The organism is Pseudomonas donghuensis, assembly GCF_000259195.1.
GTDB lineage: Bacteria > Pseudomonadota > Gammaproteobacteria > Pseudomonadales > Pseudomonadaceae > Aquipseudomonas > Aquipseudomonas donghuensis.
The window spans coordinates 138642-155166 of sequence record NZ_JH650762.1 but is presented as its reverse complement, the minus strand read 5'-3'; the positions used below and the strand labels follow the sequence as shown (position 1 = coordinate 155166).

Sequence of the window (16525 nt, the reverse complement as noted above, 5' to 3'; positions counted from 1 at the left end):
TGCTTCTCCTTTACTGGCCTTCAACCTTGAACACGTGCTTGAGGTAGCTGACGAAGTTCTCGTCACGGCATTGGGTCTTGCCTGGGCTGTCGGAGATCTTCGCCACTGGAGCGCCGTTGCAGGCGGTCATCTTGATCACGATGTTCATCGGCTCAACGCCGGGAATGTCGCAGGTCAGGTTGGTGCCGATGCCGAAGCTGACGTTGATTCGTGGGCTGAGCTCGCGGTACAGGTGCAGGGTCTTGGCGAAGTTCAGGCCATCGGAGAACACCAGGGTCTTGCTCTTCGGGTCGATGCCGAGTTTCTCGTAGTGGGCGATGGCCTTGTTGGCCCACAGCAGCGGATCACCAGAGTCGTGGCGCAGGCCGTCGAACAGCTTGGCAAAGTACAGGTCGCAGTCCTTGAGGAAGGCATCCATGCCGATGCAGTCGGTCAGGGCGATACCCAGCAGGCCGCGGTATTCCTTGACCCAGCACTCCAGTGCCGCGACCTGGCTGTCGATCAGCCGCGGGCCCAGTTGCTGGTGGGCCATGAACCACTCGTGGGCCATGGTGCCGATCGGCTTGATGTCCAGTTCGCGCGCCAGGTGCACGTTGCTGGTGCCGACAAAACGCCCCGGGAAGTCCTGCTTGAGGGTGTGCACCACGTGCTCCTGGACCCGGTAGGAGAAGCGCCGACGGGTACCGAAATCAGCCAGTTGCAGGCCGGCCAGTTCCGCAGGCGACGCTTCGGCCTTGAGCCAGTCGAGTTTTTCGTACAGGCGCTCACCCACTTGTTCCATCACCACTTCACGGTAGCGGTAGCGGTTACGCACTTCGGAGACGATCGCCAGCAGCGGGATCTCGTAGAGGATCACGTGCAGCCAGGGCCCGCGCAGGCGGATCGCCAGTTGCCCGGCATCATCGACGCCAACGTGCACGTAGCGCAGGTTGAAGCGGAACAGGCTGAGGAAGCGGATGAAGTCCGGCTTGATGAAAGGGATGCGCCCCAGGTAAGCCAGCTGGTCCTGAGTGATCGAGACCTCGGCCAGTTGCTCGATCTGGTAGCGGATCTCGGCCAGGTACGGGGTCAGGTCTTCACTGTTGCGGCAGCGAAATTCCCATTCAACCTCGGCGTTGGGGTAGTTGTGCAGCACCGCCTGCATCATGGTGATCTTGTAGAAGTCGGTGTCCAGCAGGTTCTGGATGATGCTTGGGCCGAAGACGCTCTCGCTCATATTCATGCTCCCTTGAATGCGTTCAGTTGCTGGTCGAGGCTGGCGAGGTCGGTGCAGGCGATCACGCCCTGGCCGGTCATCTCGGCCATGGCCGCTGCGGCGCCCTGGGCGGAAATCGCCCGGCATGCCGGTTGGTAGAGAAACACCTGAAACCCTGCGGCCTGCAGTTGCAGGGCGGTGTTCTTGACGCAGAAATCCAGGGCCAGGCCGCCGACAATCACGGCTTTGACCTCTTGCACCTTGAGGTACTCGATGACCCCGGTGGAGCGGCGGTTGGCCAGGTCGTGGTAGCAGGCGCCGTAGGGGTGCAGGTCGGGTTCGATGCCTTTCCAGACGAAGAAGTCGTAGTCGATCGGCGCGGGCAGGCCGGCCAGCAGTTCAAACCCCGGGGTGCCCGGCACGCAGTGGCTGACCCAGGTCAGGTCGGCGTTGGCCATGTCCAGTGGCTGCAGCATCTCGGCGTGACTACCCACCACCCAGGCGGCTTTCGGCGTGTGGGCATCCTTGCTGCCGATGCGCAGGCTGGCGCGCTTGGCCATGGCGTTGAGTGCCGGGGCGATCTCGGCGCCGCCGGGGACTGGCAACTCGGAGGGGGCGTTGTCGGTGAAGCCGTTTTGGGCGTCGACATCGAAGCTGGCGATTTTCATGGGGTGGCTCCTGCACTGGGTGTGGACACATAATTCACTAGGTGTAATATGTATGTCAACCGCTTTTTCTTTTTCAGAAGCAACCACGGTGGATATAGTATGCATAGTGAAATATATGAGTCGGGCCCGGTGCGGTTTCGTCTGGCCGTGTACGGTGGTGCTTTCGACCCACCGCACCCCGGCCACCTGAGCGTGATCACCCGGGCGCTGGAGTGGGCCGATCAGGTGGTCGTGGTGCCCAGTTACCGGCATGCCTATGGCAAGCGCATGGTTGACTTCGACCTGCGTTGTCGTTGGTTGCAGCGGCTGATCGAGCGGCTCGGGAGCGAGCGGGTCAGTTGCTCGGCCGTGGAGCGTGAGCTGGGCGGCGAGGGCGGGGCGGTGTACAGCTATGACCTGCTGTGCGCGTTGAGCAAGCGCAGCGGTATTGCCCGCGCTGATATCGCCCTGGTCATCGGCGAGGATAACCAGGCCAATGTTGCTGGCTTTTATCGAGGCCAGGAACTGCTGGACGACTTCGGCCTGCTGGTGGCCGAGGAGCAACTGGGCGTGCACAGCTCGGCCATCCGCGCCGGCCTGCGCAATGGCCAGGCGTTGCCGGCAGCCTGGTGCCTGCCCGACATCGTTGAAGAGTTTGAGGTGTATAGGAGTCCACAGTGAGTGCTGCAGAAGTACTGGCCAGCGTCGACATCGTCGCGTTGCGCCTGAACCCCGAGAGCAAGCAGCTGGAAGTGCTGTTGTACCGGCGTGAGCGTGCGCCCCACGAAGGTGAATGGGCGCTGCCGGGGGTGATCGTCAACGGCCGCACCCCGGACAACACCCTGGCGGCGGCGGCTGACCGGGCGATGAGCGAAAAAGCCCGGATCCTGCCGCGTCACCTGGAGCAGGTGGGCACCGAAGGCAATGCCTTTCGCGACCCGCGTGGCTGGTCGATGAGCACCTACTACCTGGCCTTGCTTGGCCCGGACGTCGAGGCCGGCATTGAGCAGCTGTGCTTTGTCGAGGTCGCCAGCGTCATCGGGCGCAAGCGGGTGCTGCCGTTCGACCATAACCTGCTGGTGCAACTGACGTGCGAGCGCCTGGCGTCCAAGGCGGTTTATACCAACCTGCCGCTGTACCTGGCGCCCGAGCGCTTCACCGTGCTCGATGCACTCAACGCCGTGCAGGCCTGCCTCGGTCACCCGGTCAACAACACCTCCCTGCGCAAGCGCCTGGAGCGCATGAAGGAGGAGGGCTGGATTCGCGACACCGGTGACAAGAATTTCCCGAAAATGGGCCGGCCCCAGCAACTGTTCGAACACACGCCGAAAGCCGAGACGCCCTTCGTGTTTGACCGTAGTCTGTTGCCCGAGCGCTCGGGCACCTGAGCAAAACATAAAAAGGACTGCACATGCCGAACCTGGAATGGCTTGAACACCACATGCAGCACTGCGACACCTTCGCCGAGCGGCTGTATCGGCAGTTCAGCTATGAGTACGCCGATATTTCGCTGGAAGCATGGCGGCGAGAGTTCGCCGAGGGCCAGCGCAACGGTGACTGGCAATGCCTGGTTGCGCTCGATCAAGGACGCTTGCTCGGTGGCGCTGCGCTGGCCCGCGATGACCTGCCCGGGCGCCCGGAGCTAGGGCCCTGGCTCGCTTGTGTGCTGGTCGAGCCGCAGGCTCGCGGGCAGGGTCTGGCGGAAAAACTGATTGAAGGGATTTGTCAGCGAGCCCGGGAGCGCGGCGTGGCCACCTTGTACCTGCACACCCATGACCAGAGCGCGTACTACGCCAAACGCGGCTGGAGCGTGCGCGAGCGGTTCGAGGCCTGGGGCAAGGAGCAGTGGTTGATGTCGCGGGAGTTGCTCGGCCAGTAGGCCCTCGGGGTTGCCTTGCAACCCATCGCTGGCAAGGCCAGCTCCCACAGGTTTGCCGCTGTTCTCAGGAATGGTGCAGGGCCTGTGGGAGCTGGCTTGCCAGCGATGAGGCCTTCAAGTCAGCAGGTAGCGGCCCTGAGAGTCTTTGAGTGGTTGCGCAATCTTCAGCACCTGCTCGACCGCCTTCCGCTCCCGACCTTCCAGCTTGCGCCGGCCAAACGAATAGAAAGCCCCGCCCGGGTCGACATGCGCCGAGAACAGCCCGACAACCTCATCGCCTGTCACCTCGAGTAGCAGCTCCATATGCGCTTCGAACGGTGTGCAGGCACTCAGGTAGGTCAGCCCCTCGACCACCGCGCAGGCACTCCAGCAGGCTTCCTCCAGGGCAATGATCTGTCCCACCTCGCCACCGACTTGCTGCAGTGCCCAGGCGCCCTGATCGCGGGGCAGGGACCTGAGCATTGGCAGTAGCCGCTCACTGCCAAGGATGTCGAGTTCATAGGTGTCGCCCATGCTGCTGAGCACGAGCGCAGTCAGCAAGTAGCTCAGGGCAATTTCCGAAGGCTGTTCGCTCCAGCCATTGACGGCGGACACCGGAGGGCACCAGAGCAGTTGCACGGTATCGCCAGCTTGCACCGTGTCGCGTCTGTCGAACCGCGCCCAGGCCTTTTCGCCGGCGTTGGGCACAATGGCCTGCAGGTCGATGGTCGCTGCGCTGTAGTCGATGCCGGGCACATTGCACCAGTCTAGGGGCCAACAGGTTTTCAGTGTTGCAGGCATGGGATGGGTGTTCTGGTGTGCCAGGGGTAGTGCCGATGCTAATGAGTGGTTAGCATTGGTGTCCACCTCGCAAGGATCGCAGATGAACCTCCTGAAAAAGCTACTCGACTCATTTAAACGACCAGCGCCCCAGGAAGACCCGCCAATCGCGCAAGCCGAAGATGCCAACCAGGCCGCAAGGCTTGCCGGTGAAGCCTGCCTGGATCGTCACTGGAGCAGCGTCGGTAGCGTGGAACGGGATGTCCTTGCCTACCTCATCAGCCCGAGTTTTTCCGGCGGCCCGCACTGGCCCTCGACCCGTCAGGCCTATCGGGTAGTGCGCCGTGGCGACTCAATTATCCTGGCGACCGAAGGCTTGTCCGACCCCTTCGATGATGCCCAGGGGCAAGGCAATGGTTTCGAGATGGAGTTGTTCGTCGAAACGCCGGACATCCCGGAACATGCCCGTGGACCTTTGGGCGAAGTCGACCCGTTCAAGCGCAGCTGGGCATTCGAGTTGATCGAGAACATCGCCCAAACCGTGGCCGATGCCGGTGGTATCACCCAGCAGTTGGCAAGGTACGGTGCGTTGTCTCTGGAGCTGCCCGGCTTCAGCCAGTCGCACCACATCAGCGGCCAGCTCCCCGAGCATTTCGTGACCGAGGACGACTGCATCGGTGTGCTGCTGGGCGGCCCGGCGCCGGATTTCCCGACCCGTCTGGAGGGCATGCCGCTGTCGCCGGTGACCCTGGTGCCGGTGGTGTTGATCACCGCGGCCGAGCTTGAATACATCCGCGCAGGTGGCGGCGAGGCCCGTGGCGATCTGGTCAGCCGCTTGCAGGCGGCCGGTGTGGGGCATGTCAGCAGCCTGCAGCGCGCCAGCGTGGTGTGAGCTGGGATTAAAGACTTACGGTCGCTTCTACCCAAAAACTGCGGGTGAGCTGGCCCTTTGTGGGAGCCGGCTTTGCCGGCGATGGGGCGCACCTGCGGCCCCAAAACCAGGCGCTGATCAATCTGATGCGTTGATCCATGGGGGCTCTTGGTTCCAGGGCATGATCGGATACCTCCTGATCATGCGTATTAGCCTGTAAACCATGTCCCCGGTTTGTACCCCCGCGATGGGGTCGTACAGCCAACACACCAGGCATTGCCTGAGATACGAGCGCTACGCGCTCGATCACTGGCAAGTCCAGCTCCCACAGGATTTGCGCTGCTCTCTAGATCAAGCACCCTGGCGGCGCATGGTCAGGATCGCCGCACCAAAGCAGATAAACGTCGAGCCCACCACCCGGCTGACCCACCTGGAAAACTCAGGCCGGGTCAGTACGCCCTTGGCCCGCGAGGCCAGGGCGGCATACAGGCTCAAGGAGGTCAGCGACAAGGCCATGAAAATCGCGGTGAGGATCAGGAACTGCGGCAGCAGCGCAGCGCTCTGGTCGATGAATTGCGGGAACAGGGCGGTAAAGAACATCGTTGCCTTGGGGTTGGTGGCGGCGGTGAGGAAGGCCGACTTGTACAGCTTCAAGCGCGATGGCTTGACCGCTGCCTGGCCCGCCGCAACGTCGCTCGCCAGCATCGGGCTCTTTTTCATCAGCTGCTTGGCACCGAGATAGAACAGGTAGCCGGCGCCAAGAATTTTCACTGCGTTGAACAGCCACTCGGAGCTGGCGAGCAGCGCGCCGAGGCCGAGCATGGCCGCCGCCGACAGGCAGAACAGCCCGCTGGCATTGCCCAACGAGGACCACACCGCATATCGCGGCCCATAGGCCAGGCTGTTGTTGATCGCCATCAAGGTGGCGGGGCCGGGGCTGGCGATGGCAATCGCGGCAACCAGGGTGAAGGCGAGAAGTGCGTGAAGATCCATTTTCAGGCTCTGGAGGGTTGGACAGGCGGTAAATGTAACAGGATCAGCGACCGTGCTGCTCGGCAAACCACTGCATTACCACCGCGCACGCCGGATGCCCAGCCCCTGCGGCCTGCAGGCACAACGAATAGACACCGCCGGTTTTCAGCGGCTGGCCGAACGGCATGGAACTGAGCGCCAGCCTTACCCGGCCGATGACTGACGCCGAGTTCAGTGCCATCGCCCGCCTGAGCACGCGGCTGTGGACCAAGCTCAAGTCCAATACCTGAAACCAGGGCGCTACCGCGCGCGGACTAATTTGTCGGGCCTGTCGCTCGTTCTCTAGAACGCCAGCGTACGCCACGCGCGTGACGGGCCCAATCAATCCAGGAGACAGGCAATGACATCCGTATTCGACCGCGACGACATCGTGTTCCAGGTAGTGGTCAACCACGAAGAGCAGTATTCCATCTGGCCCGACTACAAGGCGATCCCGGCGGGCTGGCGTAGCGTCGGCAAGAGCGGCCTGAAGCAGGAGTGCCTGGCATACATCGACGAAGTCTGGACCGACATGCGCCCGTTGAGCCTGCGCCAGAAGATGGCCGAAACCGCTGCGGCGCAGTAAGGGGCACCTGTGTCTGCATTGACCCTGTTGTGCCTGCCGTACTCGGGTGCCAGTGCCATGGTCTACAGCCGCTGGCGGCGCAAGCTGCCGGCCTGGCTGAACCTGCGCCCGGTGGAGCTGCCCGGGCGTGGCGCGCGCCTGGGCGAGGCGCTGTTGACCGACATGCAGGTGCTGGCGCGCCAGCTTGCCCATGAGCAGCGCCTGGCCGCCAGCCAGCCCTATGCCTTGCTCGGGCACAGCCTAGGGGCCTTGCTGGCCTTCGAGCTGGCCCACGAACTGCAGGCCCTGGGCTGCCCGCCACCGGTGGCACTGTTTGCCTGCGGCACGGCTGCGCCAACCCGCCGCGAAGATTACGACGGCGGCAACTGGCGCGAGCCCAAAAGCGATGAGGTACTGATCGACGAGCTGCGCACGCTGCAGGGTACGCCGGAAGAGGTGCTGGCCAATCAGGAGCTGATGAGCCTGACCCTGCCGGTGCTGCGTGCCGATTTCATGCTGTGCGGGCGTTATGTGTATCGCCAGCGTGAGCCCTTGCGTTGCCCATTGCATGTGTTGGGCGGGGAGGCCGACAAGGCCAGCGAAGCGCAATTGCTGGCCTGGCGCGAGGAAACGCTCGGCGACTTCTCGCTGGACATTTTCCCTGGCGGTCACTTCTTCATCCATGAGCATGAAGAGCGGGTGCTCGGCGTGCTCAGCGCCGCCCTGGAACCTCATCGCCTGTCGGCTTGAACGTTGACGCAGCGACGGCGAATGGGCGAGCCTTGGGGTTTAGCCAGAGCACAGGTGCACGCGATGTTGATCAAGCCGAACCAGGCCAGCCTGCTGGTCATCGATGTTCAGGAAAAACTCATTGGCGCGGTGAGCGACCCGGCCGGCACCCTGGCGCGCACCCGCTGGTTGTTGGCGGCGACCGCTACCCTGGGCCTGCCGACGGTAATTTCCGAACAGTATCCCAAGGGGCTGGGGCCGACCGTGGCGCAGCTCAAGGAGGCCTCGCCGGCGGCTCAGGTGGTCGAGAAGCTGCACTTCTCCTGCGTCGCTGCCCAGTGCCTGCCGGTATCGCTGCTGGCCCGCGAGCAGGTGATCGTCTGTGGCATGGAAACCCATATCTGCGTGCTGCAAACCGTGCTCGACCTGCTGGAGCTGGGCAAGCAGGTATTCGTGGTCGAGGACGCCTGTGATTGTCGCGGCGCCCACAACCGCGATGCCGGCATTGCCCGCATGCGTGCCGCCGGGGCGCAGATCGTCACCCGCGAGATGGTCGTTTTCGAGTTGCTCGGCAGCTCGGCCCACGAACAGTTCCGCGCTGTCAGCAAGACCTACATGGTTGGCGAGCAGCCGTGAGCGTCGGGCTCGGGCACTGGCCAGTGGTGTTGTGCGCGGCGCTGCATTAAAGTGCGCGCCACTTCATTGCTTACAGGATGTTCAGATGAAACCGCGTGCATTGCTGACTATCGGCTCGACCCTGACCCTGGTCTGCCTGCCGTTGTTCGCCCAGGCCCAGGCCACTGTCGCCCAGGTCTTCAACGGTGAAATGCTCGGCACCAACCTCAAGTACTTCGAGTCGGTCGCAGGCATCGCCCGCACCAGCTTAGGCGACAAGCACACCTACAAGGTGCAGGGCTGCGAGATCACTGCCGACGCTACCGGTGGCAGCATCAACGACCTGCGCCTGGAGCTGTCGCCGACCTGCAAGGCCGACCTCAGCTCGTTCATCGGCACCTTCGCCCCGCCAGCCAACCAGCCGCTGACCTTTGCCGCGCTGCATGAGTCTACCGGTGGCCCGCTGGAGTTCTATGCCGACTGCCTGGAAATGTGTGGCAACGCCGCCGATCCGTCGGTGTATGCCCTGTGGGAAGGGCCGCGTGCGGTCGGCTTCACCCAGGTCCTGGCCGAAGTCATGCTCACCGACGACGCGGCCATCGCTGCCTCGAACACATGGGCGGACGAGATGAAGAAGCACAAGGGCGAAGACTTTGTCATGGAAACCCAATACAACTGCGAACGCAGTTTCGACCCGGTCGCCTTGCAGAGCTTCAAACCGGTGGCGATCACCGCGGTGACCATCGGCACGCAACTGAGCAAACCAGGCTGCTGATTGCAGTCGTGCCCGACCGCCGCTACTGTGCAGCTGTTGCCAGATGTGGCGGGAGAGCCCATGCAAGTACCCGGTTGGCTGGTGGTTATCAGCGTGCTGTTAACGGTTCAGGGCTGCGTCACCCAGCGTGAAGCGCCTGAGCAGGCCCCGGCCAAGGTGCGCGCACAGATCGTGCGCCTGCTGCCGGCCAGCACCAAGGACCGTGAAGGCTGGGCGCGGGATATCCAGAGCGCCTTCGCCGCGCAGAAGATCAGCGCCAGCAAGAGCAACCTGTGCGCGGTGCTGGCGGTCACCGAACAGGAATCGACCTTCCAGGCCGACCCGAAAGTGCCGGGCCTGGGCCGCATCGCCCGGCAAGAGATCGACCGCCGCGCGGCCAGCCTGCACATCCCCAAACTACTGATCGACGCCACCCTGCAAACCCGCTCGCCGACCGGCAAAACCTACGGCCAGCGCCTGGATGCGGTGCGAAGCGAAAAAGAACTCAGCGACCTGTTTGATCAATTGATCGGCGCCTTGCCCATGGGCAAGACCCTGCTCGGTGGTTTGAACCCGGTGCGTACCGGTGGGCCGATGCAGGTGAGCATCGACTTTGCCGAACAGCATGCCCAGGGCTACCCCTACACCTATGGCGGGACCATCCGCCAGGAAGTCTTCAGCCGCCGTGGCGGCCTGTATTTTGGCATCGCTCACCTGCTCGGCTACCCCACCCACTATGATCGCCCGCTCTATCGTTTTGGCGACTTCAATGCCGGCTGGTACGCCAGTCGCAACGCGGCGTTCCAGAGTGCCTTGAGCCGCGCCACGGGCGTGCAGCTGGCCCTGGACGGCGACCTGATCGCGCCGGGGGCGATCATGCCGGGTACCACCGAGCAGGCAGCAAGGCGCCTGGGGGTGAAGCTGGATTTGCGCAACGTCAGCATCCGCGACCAGCTGGAGAAGGGCGACAGCCTGGCGTTCGAAGACACCCGCTTGTACAAGGGTGTCTATGCCCTGGCCGATGGCACGGCGGGCAGGGCCGTGCCGCGGGCGCAGCTACCGGGCATTGAACTGAAGAGCCCGAAGATCACCCGCAAACTGACCACGGCCTGGTTTGCCAAGCGGGTGGATGAACGCTATCAGCGCTGTATGAAACGTTGAGTCGGTGGTGAAGCAATCGCTGGCAAGCCAGCTCCCACAGGTCTTGCATACACCCTGAGAACACTGCAATACCTGTGGGAGCGGGCTTGACCCGCGATGAGGCCCTCAGCTGCTACCCGCCAGCAACGCCCCCACCACCTGCTCGACACTGGCCTTCAGCCCCGCCAGCGAATCCTGCGCATCGGTCTCCACCACCAGCAGTTTGGCCCCGGACGCGGCGATCACCTCGGCCACTGCCTGGCCTGGCTGCTTGTGATGCAGCACCAGCGCCACGTCCTGGCCCTTGAGTTCATCGCCCAGACGCTTGAGCGCCGCCGCATCCCACTGGTCATCGGCCACCTGCGGGTGATCGATCAGGTCCAGGTTCAAGCCGCTGACCAAGTAATCCAGGCGATCCGAGAGGTTGACCACGCTGAGGTTGTCCGCTTCGGCCAGCCGCGCTTCGCTGCCGGCGCTGAGCTCCAGCAGTTGGCGCTTGAGGGCCGCCAGGTTGCTCTGGATTTTCGGCTGGTCCGCCGGGCTCAAGCGCCCCAGGTCGTTGGCCAGGACATCGGCCATGCGCCCAAGGTTGCTCGGGTTGAGCCAGGGGTAGCCGGCAAAGGCATTGCTGCCCTGCACGGCGATGCCCGGCAGGGCGCCATCCACCGGGCGCGCGGCGTCGATTTCGACGATGCGGATATTGCTGCGCCGGGCCACCGGGTACAGCGGATCGTCGCTCCAGATCGAGCGCAGGCCGATCACCGCATCGGCGCCGCCGGCCGCTTTTTGCAGGCTGGCGCCACCACGGCCGCTGAAGTACGACGGTTGGCGCGAGGCCGGAATATTCGCTGGCGCTGCCCGTTGCAGTTTCACCGAGGTGCCGTCGAGCAGGGCGCTGGCCAGGCTGTGGGTCACCGGCAGCGACGCCAGGACGGTAACCCCGGCCGCTGCTTGCTTGGCCGCTGCCGGGGCGCTCTGGGCCAGGCTCAGGGTGGGCAGGCCGGCGAGCGCCAGGGCCAGGCACAGGTGCTGGAGTTTGAAGGTCATGCCGGGTTTCCTTGCAGGCGTGGAACAAGGCCGCGGGCGAGGGCGGCGAGGGCGAAGCAGCAGCCGGCGACGAGGATGATCGCCGCACCCGAAGGCACCGGCAGGTCGAAGACGATCGGCAGCAGAATGCCCACCAGGGTGCTCAGGGTGGCGATCAGCACCGAGGCCCAGAAAAAGCCCTTGAGCGACTGGCTGATCAGGCGCGCCGCGGCTGCCGGGATCACCAGCAGGGCGCCGACCAGGATCGCGCCGATGACTTTCACCGCTGCTACGGTGACCAGGGTCACCAGTACCACGAACAGGTAGTCCAGGCGTTTCACCGCGACGCCGCGTACCGCTGCCAGTTGCGGGTTGAAGCTGGCCAGCATGATGCGGTTGTACAACGGCAAGGCCAGGGCCAGCACCAGGCTGGCGACGATGCCGAGCACCAGCAGGTCCTGGCCACTGACGGTCAGCACCGAGCCGAACAGCACGTTCTCGAGGATATGAACGTTGATCTTGCCGGCCAGCATCAGCAGCAGGCTGGCGCCCAGGGCCAGCGACACCGAGAGGAACACGCCGATCAGGGTGTCGGGCGACAGCCCGGTGCGGTTGCGCAAAAAGTTCAGCAGGATGCCGAACAACAGGCAGTAGCCGAACAGGCTGCCATAGGGGCCGGTGTAGGGCTCGCCAAGCAAAATGCCGATGGCCACCCCAGTCAGCGCCGCATGGCCGACGGCTTCGGAGAAGAAGGCAAAGCGCTTGACCACCACCAGGGTGCCGAGGCCGCCGAGTACCGGGCCGATCATCAGGCCGGCGAGCAGGGCATTGACCACAAAGCCATAGGCCAGGGCTTCTGGCAGGTAACCGGCGGTAGCCCAGCCCTGGATCAGCAGGCGAAATTCTTCGTAGTTCATCAGGCGGTGCTCTCGCTGCGCGGGTGAATGGAGAACAGGCTGAGCAGGCGCTCCGGGGTCAGCGCCTGGGTTGGCGGCGCGTCGAACAGCACCCGGCGGCTGAGGCCGGTGACGCGGTCGGCCAGGCGCGCCACGGCTTGCAGGTCATGCTCGATCCACAGCACCGTGGTGCCGGCGGCGCGCCAGTCGTGCAGCAGGCGTTCGAATACCTGGATACCGGCTTCGTCCAGCGCCGACATCGGCTCGTCGAGCACCAGCAATTGCGGCGCCGGGATCAGCCCCTGGGCCAGCAGCACGCGCTGGCGCTCGCCACCGGAGAGGGCGCCCATGCGCCGCTTGCGCTTGTCGAGCATGCCGACCCGCTGCAGCGCGGCATCGATGGCCGGCGCCACCTTGCGTGACAGGCCAAGAAACGCCGGGCGACGCTGGCACATGGCGGCCATGAAGTCATCGACGGTCATCGGCAGGCCACGGTCGAACTCCAGGGCCTGGGGCACGTAGCCGATGATCTGCTCGTCGCCGGGCCAGGTCAGGGTCAACTGGCCCTGGTGCGGCATCTGCCCGAGCAGGGTCTTGATCAGCGAGCTCTTGCCACCGCCGTTGGGGCCGACCAGCGCATGCACGCTGCCGGCGGCGACGTTGAAGCTGACCTTGTCGAGGATCCGCGTGCGGCCCAGGGTCAGGTCGACCTCGGCAAAGGCGATGTCCGGCCCGCAGGCGCGGTTGAGCAGCGGCTGGGCCACGGTCATGCCTGGGACTCCTTGATCGCCCGCACCACGGTGTCGAGGTTGCGCTTCATCTCGACTTCGTACTTCTCCTTGCTGTAGTCGCCGTAGGAGATGTGCGTCAGTGGGTAGATCTTCACCCCCGATTCGCGCTGGATGGTTTCGACATAGGCCGAGGGGAAGTCCATCTCCGAGAAGATCACCTTCACGTCCAGGGCCTTGAGCTGGTCGATGGTCTTTTTCAGCTGGCTGGGGCTGGGTTCGATGCCGTGGGCCGGCTCCACCACTGCGGTGACTTCCAGGCCGAACTCGCGCACCAGGTAGTCGTAGGCGGCGTGGATGGTCGCCACGCGAAACTCCGCGCCCGGCGCTTCGGTGACCTGGGCCAGGGCTTCGGCGCGCAGCTTGCGCAGGCGCTTGGCATAGGCGCGGGCGTTCTGGCTGTAGTACTTGGCGTTGTCCGGGTCGAGCTTGCCCAGCTCGCGGGCGATGTTGTTGACCTGGGCGATGCTGGCGCTGATCGACAGGAAGGTGTGCGGGTTGACCACCTTGCCGGCGCCGCGCGCGGCCACGCCGGTAGCGGCCAGCAGCGGCACGTTGCTGTTGGATTCGATGGTGGTGATGTTGGGTTTTTCGCTGGCGGCGATCATCCGGTCGGCAAAATCATCATGGCCAACGCCGTTGAGCACGATCACGTCCAGGGTGCCGATGCGCTTGATGTCCTCGGCGCGCGGCTCGTAGGCGTGGGGGTTGAAGCCGGCCGGAATCAGCGGCACCACCTCGGCCTTGTCACCGACGATGTTGCTCACGTAGCTGTAGTACGGGTGCAGGGTGATGCCGATGCGCAGCGGCTTGCCGGTATCGGCCAGGGCCAGGGCGGGCAGGGCGCAGGCGAGGAACACACTGAGAAGGCGACGGGCGAGGGTGGCGCGAAACATGGGGCGTCCTTGTGTCAATGACGATGCTGGCGGGTGACGCCGGCGTCGTAGTGGGCGGCGATCTGTTGCCAGCCGGCGGCGATCAGGGCGGCCTGGCTGAAGTCGGCAGGCACGGCGGCGGAGGGGCTGCGCTGCAGCCAGACATCGGCGGCGCCGTCCAGGGCTTCAGGCACCAGCAGAAGGAAACTGCCGGCCACCGCGTTGGCCTGGCTCAGGCCCAGATAGGCACGCTCCTGCAGCAGTTGCCACTGGTGCTGGCCGCGGCTGGCGCTACTGGCGTCGAGCACAAATGGAGGGAAACCTTCTTCGGCGAGGACTTCGACAGCCAGCAGTTGCGGCTCCTCTTCGCGGCGTGCCTGGATCTCGTCGAACGCCACCCGCAAGTCGGCGTACACCCCTTGTTCGGCGGCATTGAGGTCGCGGCGGGCATCCAGCTGATGGGCCTCGATGCTGACCTCGTCAAGGCGTTCGCCGCGCAGGGCGACGATGCCGGCGGCCACGGCCAGAATCAGCAGGCTGACCAGCAGCACGTAAAGGGTTTCATGCCCGGCGCCGGCCGGGCGCACTACCTGGACGCGGCTCATTGCTCGATATCTGCGTAGTCGATTTCCACCACGTGGCCGGGGCCGGCGTCGAACAGCACGTAGAACTCGCCGTCCGGGCGCTTGAAGGTCAGCTTCGAGTCATCGCCAAGCTTGCCGGGCACCAGGATCGATTCGTCATAGCCGATCACATCGAGGGTGACCCCCGGCGCGCCGCTGCCATCGGAAAAACCGCCGGTGCACTGGATCTGGCCGCCGTCGACGGCCTTGCATTCGCACATCGGGTTGTGTGCCAACGCCTGGCCGGCAGCGCCGAGCAGCAGCAAGGGCAGGAGCTGCTTACGAAATTTCATCATTTGCCTCCTTGTTTGTTCAGCCAGGCAACGGTAGCCGGCGAGGCCTTGCTCAACGGCACGGCGGCCTGGTGCATGCTGCCGTCCCAACCTTCGAGGGTGATCCAGAGCTCGGCGTCCGCACGGGTCTTGAGCGGGATCGGCAGGCCGGTGCTCATGCGGTACGGGGTGCCGAAGAAGATCGTCCCGGCGGCGCGCAGGCTGCGCGGCTTGCCGATGCGCAGGTAAGCGGCCTTGACCTCGGCGATGCAGGCCTGGCACAGGGCGATATTGAACGCCTTGAAGTAACCGGCAGGGCCATCGGCGCGCGGTGCCTCGTCGCGCAACTCGGCCAGTTGCACGCTCCACGGGCCGACCTTGACCTCGCCGAGCTCACGCTCGCCCAGGCCGCTGTCACCGCGAAACATCGCGGCGTCGGCAAAATACTTGGGCATGAAGCCAAGCGGGATCAGCAACAGCAGGATGTTCAGGTGAAAGCGCCATTTGTGCCAGAAGCGGCTCAGCGGGCTTTGCGGCATAACGGCTGCCTTGCTCATAGGCTCGCCTCCGTGACGGTATCGGTATCGGTAGCGGTGGTGGCCTGCTTGTGCGGCTTGCGCTCGCGCTTGAGGGCAGCGGCGGTGGCCTGGGCGGTGCGCTTGGTCCAGATCAGCAGGCCGCTCAACACCATCATCGACAGCACCAGGCCGAAGAAGGCCCAGATCAGCTTGATGGTCAGGCCGCCGAAGTCACCGGTGTGCAGCGGTCGCATGGATTCGGTAACGAACTCCAGGGTCGAGCGGTCGTCGATCAAGAACTGCGACTCGATCTTGCTGTTGTACGGGTTGACGTTGACCGTCTGGAACATCAGCGGGTACCAGCCGCGCCCGCCCAGGTAGAGGTGGGCATAGGCGTTGCCGGGCAGGGAGACGAAGCTGACGTCCAGGCCGGCGATCTGCTCCTTGGCGATGCGCGTGGCGTCATCCAGGCTGATGCGCGGGGCAGGTGTGCCGGCTTCGGTGCGTGGCACGTCTTCGCGGGCAATTACTGGCACCACCGGCTCGGTGGAGATCGTGACGTGGTTGTCGGCCAGGATCGCCTGGATCAGGAACCAGGTGCCAGTGATGGAAATCACCGCAATGAACCAGATCGACCAGATGCCGCTCAGGCGGTGGAAGTCGCCCCAGAAGATCCGCGCGCCATGGTTAAAGCGCAATGTAGGCTTGAAGAAGCCCTTCCAGAACCGTTTATAGACCACAAGCCCGGTGACCAGCGAGGCCAGCATCGGCAGGCCGAGCAGCGACACCAGGTACCAGCCCCAGCTGTAGCCGTTGGTGAACGGCACCAGCCACCAGCCGTGCAAGGCACGGGTGAAGGCCTCAAAGTTGAACGATGGGCTCTTGCCCTGGATCGCCCCGGTGTAGGGGTTGACGTACAGGGTCGGCGCGCTGCCATCGGGGAAGGTCACCGCCGCGGTCAGTGCAAAGTGCGAACCGTCCGGCTGGCTGATAAAGCGCACCGCCATGTCCGGTTCGGCCTTGTGCAGGGCATCGAGCACCTGCTGGAAGCTCAGCCGCTCGGCGTTGCCATCGGGCTTGCTGGCGCGCACATCGGGGTTGGCCAGCCAGACGATTTCCTGGCTGACCACCGCCAGGGTGCCGGTAACGCAGACGATCAGGACGAAGAACCAGATCGGCAGGGCAAGCCAGCTATGGACCAGGAACCACAGTCTGGATTTGGACTTTTTCGGTTTTTGGGACATTGCAGGTGTCTTTTCAGAGAAATTGAGGTCGAGCCGATGCTCAGCCTTGGGACTGCAATAGATAAGACGAACGAGAATCGTAAAACCCGCAGGGTTAGTTGAAAGCAAATGTTTCAGA

21 protein-coding genes and 1 pseudogene are annotated in these 16525 nt (G+C 64.3%); 9 read left to right on the top strand and 13 right to left on the bottom strand.

The window, feature by feature from the left end:
• Window positions 1-10 precede the first annotated feature (10 nt).
• Both pncB and UW3_RS0110995 read right to left on the bottom strand, forming a co-directional pair.
• Window positions 11-1216 (bottom strand): nicotinate phosphoribosyltransferase, encoded by a 1206-nt coding sequence (gene pncB, locus UW3_RS0111000; RefSeq protein ID WP_010222497.1) that lies wholly within the window; start codon window positions 1214-1216, stop codon window positions 11-13.
• 2 nt (window positions 1217-1218) lie between these two features.
• Window positions 1219-1863: an isochorismatase family protein gene (locus tag UW3_RS0110995; protein WP_010222496.1), complete on the bottom strand. Its 645-nt coding sequence runs from the start codon at window positions 1861-1863 to the stop codon at window positions 1219-1221.
• A gap of 99 nt (window positions 1864-1962) precedes the next feature.
• On the opposite strand from UW3_RS0110995, the gene UW3_RS0110990 reads away from it, so the two are divergent.
• The 3 genes from UW3_RS0110990 to UW3_RS0110980 are packed head-to-tail and all read left to right on the top strand — an operon-like array spanning window position 1963 to window position 3721.
• Complete coding sequence (locus tag UW3_RS0110990; protein WP_010222495.1) at window positions 1963-2523, top strand: adenylyltransferase/cytidyltransferase family protein; 561 nt, start codon at window positions 1963-1965, stop codon at window positions 2521-2523.
• The gene (locus tag UW3_RS0110985; RefSeq protein ID WP_010222494.1) at window positions 2520-3230 is read left to right on the top strand and encodes an NUDIX domain-containing protein; all 711 of its coding nucleotides are present in this window, start codon (window positions 2520-2522) and stop codon (window positions 3228-3230) included. The genes UW3_RS0110990 and UW3_RS0110985 overlap by 4 nt, the downstream gene beginning before the upstream one ends.
• Window positions 3231-3253: 23 nt before the next feature.
• The gene (locus tag UW3_RS0110980; protein WP_010222493.1) at window positions 3254-3721 is read left to right on the top strand and encodes a GNAT family N-acetyltransferase; all 468 of its coding nucleotides are present in this window, start codon (window positions 3254-3256) and stop codon (window positions 3719-3721) included.
• A gap of 114 nt (window positions 3722-3835) precedes the next feature.
• On the opposite strand, the gene UW3_RS0110975 is transcribed toward UW3_RS0110980, so the two are convergent.
• Window positions 3836-4456 (bottom strand): hypothetical protein, encoded by a 621-nt coding sequence (locus UW3_RS0110975; RefSeq protein ID WP_010222492.1) that lies wholly within the window; start codon window positions 4454-4456, stop codon window positions 3836-3838.
• Window positions 4457-4583: 127 nt separating this feature from the next.
• Between UW3_RS0110975 and UW3_RS0110970 the strand changes: the two genes are divergently transcribed.
• A complete protein-coding gene (locus UW3_RS0110970; protein ID WP_010222491.1) occupies window positions 4584-5372 on the top strand; it encodes a suppressor of fused domain protein in 789 nt (262 codons plus the stop codon).
• A gap of 330 nt (window positions 5373-5702) precedes the next feature.
• Here the strand turns inward: UW3_RS0110970 and UW3_RS0110965 are convergent, their stop codons facing one another.
• Window positions 5703-6344 carry a LysE family translocator gene (locus UW3_RS0110965; protein ID WP_010222490.1) on the bottom strand — a complete coding sequence of 214 codons (642 nt, stop codon included), beginning with the start codon at window positions 6342-6344 and terminating at the stop codon, window positions 5703-5705.
• Window positions 6345-6387: 43 nt separating this feature from the next.
• Window positions 6388-6510 (bottom strand): annotated as a pseudogene (locus UW3_RS28690) (LysR family transcriptional regulator); the annotation flags it as partial.
• 213 nt (window positions 6511-6723) lie between these two features.
• On the opposite strand from UW3_RS28690, the gene UW3_RS0110950 reads away from it, so the two are divergent.
• From UW3_RS0110950 to UW3_RS0110930, 5 genes are all read left to right on the top strand, one after another.
• Entirely contained in the window at window positions 6724-6948 is a 225-nt protein-coding gene (locus UW3_RS0110950; RefSeq protein ID WP_010222487.1) for an MbtH family protein, read from the top strand.
• Between the two features lie 9 nt (window positions 6949-6957).
• Window positions 6958-7677 (top strand): thioesterase II family protein, encoded by a 720-nt coding sequence (locus UW3_RS0110945; protein WP_010222486.1) that lies wholly within the window; start codon window positions 6958-6960, stop codon window positions 7675-7677.
• Between the two features lie 63 nt (window positions 7678-7740).
• Window positions 7741-8292 (top strand): hydrolase, encoded by a 552-nt coding sequence (locus UW3_RS0110940; protein WP_010222485.1) that lies wholly within the window; start codon window positions 7741-7743, stop codon window positions 8290-8292.
• Between the two features lie 85 nt (window positions 8293-8377).
• A complete protein-coding gene (locus UW3_RS0110935) occupies window positions 8378-9046 on the top strand; it encodes a hypothetical protein (RefSeq protein WP_010222484.1) in 669 nt (222 codons plus the stop codon).
• Between the two features lie 60 nt (window positions 9047-9106).
• Entirely contained in the window at window positions 9107-10186 is a 1080-nt protein-coding gene (locus tag UW3_RS0110930; RefSeq protein ID WP_010222483.1) for a DUF1615 domain-containing protein, read from the top strand.
• Window positions 10187-10291: 105 nt separating this feature from the next.
• On the opposite strand, the gene UW3_RS0110925 is transcribed toward UW3_RS0110930, so the two are convergent.
• The 8 genes from UW3_RS0110925 to UW3_RS0110890 are packed head-to-tail and all read right to left on the bottom strand — an operon-like array spanning window position 10292 to window position 16407.
• The gene (locus UW3_RS0110925; protein ID WP_010222481.1) at window positions 10292-11212 is read right to left on the bottom strand and encodes a metal ABC transporter solute-binding protein, Zn/Mn family; all 921 of its coding nucleotides are present in this window, start codon (window positions 11210-11212) and stop codon (window positions 10292-10294) included.
• Window positions 11209-12108 carry a metal ABC transporter permease gene (locus UW3_RS0110920; protein ID WP_010222479.1) on the bottom strand — a complete coding sequence of 300 codons (900 nt, stop codon included), beginning with the start codon at window positions 12106-12108 and terminating at the stop codon, window positions 11209-11211. The genes UW3_RS0110925 and UW3_RS0110920 overlap by 4 nt, the downstream gene beginning before the upstream one ends.
• Entirely contained in the window at window positions 12108-12857 is a 750-nt protein-coding gene (locus UW3_RS0110915; RefSeq protein WP_010222478.1) for a metal ABC transporter ATP-binding protein, read from the bottom strand. The genes UW3_RS0110920 and UW3_RS0110915 overlap by 1 nt, the downstream gene beginning before the upstream one ends.
• Complete coding sequence (locus UW3_RS0110910) at window positions 12854-13771, bottom strand: metal ABC transporter substrate-binding protein (protein WP_010222476.1); 918 nt, start codon at window positions 13769-13771, stop codon at window positions 12854-12856. The genes UW3_RS0110915 and UW3_RS0110910 overlap by 4 nt, the downstream gene beginning before the upstream one ends.
• A gap of 14 nt (window positions 13772-13785) precedes the next feature.
• Window positions 13786-14355, bottom strand: a complete 570-nt coding sequence (locus UW3_RS0110905; protein WP_010222475.1) for a DUF6162 family protein — start codon at window positions 14353-14355, stop codon at window positions 13786-13788.
• Window positions 14352-14669 (bottom strand): hypothetical protein, encoded by a 318-nt coding sequence (locus UW3_RS0110900; RefSeq protein WP_193384792.1) that lies wholly within the window; start codon window positions 14667-14669, stop codon window positions 14352-14354. The genes UW3_RS0110905 and UW3_RS0110900 overlap by 4 nt, the downstream gene beginning before the upstream one ends.
• Window positions 14666-15202: a hypothetical protein gene (locus UW3_RS0110895; RefSeq protein ID WP_010222472.1), complete on the bottom strand. Its 537-nt coding sequence runs from the start codon at window positions 15200-15202 to the stop codon at window positions 14666-14668. Before UW3_RS0110895 ends, UW3_RS0110900 begins: the two co-directional genes overlap by 4 nt.
• The gene (locus UW3_RS0110890) at window positions 15199-16407 is read right to left on the bottom strand and encodes a PepSY-associated TM helix domain-containing protein (RefSeq protein ID WP_010222471.1); all 1209 of its coding nucleotides are present in this window, start codon (window positions 16405-16407) and stop codon (window positions 15199-15201) included. Before UW3_RS0110890 ends, UW3_RS0110895 begins: the two co-directional genes overlap by 4 nt.
• Window positions 16408-16525 lie beyond the last annotated feature (118 nt).

Bases quoted from the DNA above. Each gene is read 5' to 3' on its own strand.
- UW3_RS0110925 (WP_010222481.1), bottom strand. From the start codon at position 11,212: ATGACCTTCAAACTCCAGCACCTGTGCCTGGCCCTGGCGCTCGCCGGC.
- UW3_RS0110910 (WP_010222476.1), bottom strand. From the start codon at position 13,771: ATGTTTCGCGCCACCCTCGCCCGTCGCCTTCTCAGTGTGTTCCTCGCC.
- UW3_RS0110990 (WP_010222495.1), top strand. From the start codon at position 1,963: ATGCATAGTGAAATATATGAGTCGGGCCCGGTGCGGTTTCGTCTGGCC.
- UW3_RS0110895 (WP_010222472.1), bottom strand. From the start codon at position 15,202: ATGAGCAAGGCAGCCGTTATGCCGCAAAGCCCGCTGAGCCGCTTCTGG.
- UW3_RS0110965 (WP_010222490.1), bottom strand. From the start codon at position 6,344: ATGGATCTTCACGCACTTCTCGCCTTCACCCTGGTTGCCGCGATTGCC.
- UW3_RS0110920 (WP_010222479.1), bottom strand. From the start codon at position 12,108: ATGAACTACGAAGAATTTCGCCTGCTGATCCAGGGCTGGGCTACCGCC.
- pncB (WP_010222497.1), bottom strand. From the start codon at position 1,216: ATGAGCGAGAGCGTCTTCGGCCCAAGCATCATCCAGAACCTGCTGGAC.
- UW3_RS0110980 (WP_010222493.1), top strand. From the start codon at position 3,254: ATGCCGAACCTGGAATGGCTTGAACACCACATGCAGCACTGCGACACC.
- UW3_RS0110900 (WP_193384792.1), bottom strand. From the start codon at position 14,669: ATGATGAAATTTCGTAAGCAGCTCCTGCCCTTGCTGCTGCTCGGCGCT.
- UW3_RS0110905 (WP_010222475.1), bottom strand. From the start codon at position 14,355: ATGAGCCGCGTCCAGGTAGTGCGCCCGGCCGGCGCCGGGCATGAAACC.
- UW3_RS0110940 (WP_010222485.1), top strand. From the start codon at position 7,741: ATGTTGATCAAGCCGAACCAGGCCAGCCTGCTGGTCATCGATGTTCAG.
- UW3_RS0110890 (WP_010222471.1), bottom strand. From the start codon at position 16,407: ATGTCCCAAAAACCGAAAAAGTCCAAATCCAGACTGTGGTTCCTGGTC.
- UW3_RS0110935 (WP_010222484.1), top strand. From the start codon at position 8,378: ATGAAACCGCGTGCATTGCTGACTATCGGCTCGACCCTGACCCTGGTC.
- UW3_RS0110930 (WP_010222483.1), top strand. From the start codon at position 9,107: ATGCAAGTACCCGGTTGGCTGGTGGTTATCAGCGTGCTGTTAACGGTT.
- UW3_RS0110970 (WP_010222491.1), top strand. From the start codon at position 4,584: ATGAACCTCCTGAAAAAGCTACTCGACTCATTTAAACGACCAGCGCCC.
- UW3_RS0110950 (WP_010222487.1), top strand. From the start codon at position 6,724: ATGACATCCGTATTCGACCGCGACGACATCGTGTTCCAGGTAGTGGTC.
- UW3_RS0110915 (WP_010222478.1), bottom strand. From the start codon at position 12,857: ATGACCGTGGCCCAGCCGCTGCTCAACCGCGCCTGCGGGCCGGACATC.
- UW3_RS0110995 (WP_010222496.1), bottom strand. From the start codon at position 1,863: ATGAAAATCGCCAGCTTCGATGTCGACGCCCAAAACGGCTTCACCGAC.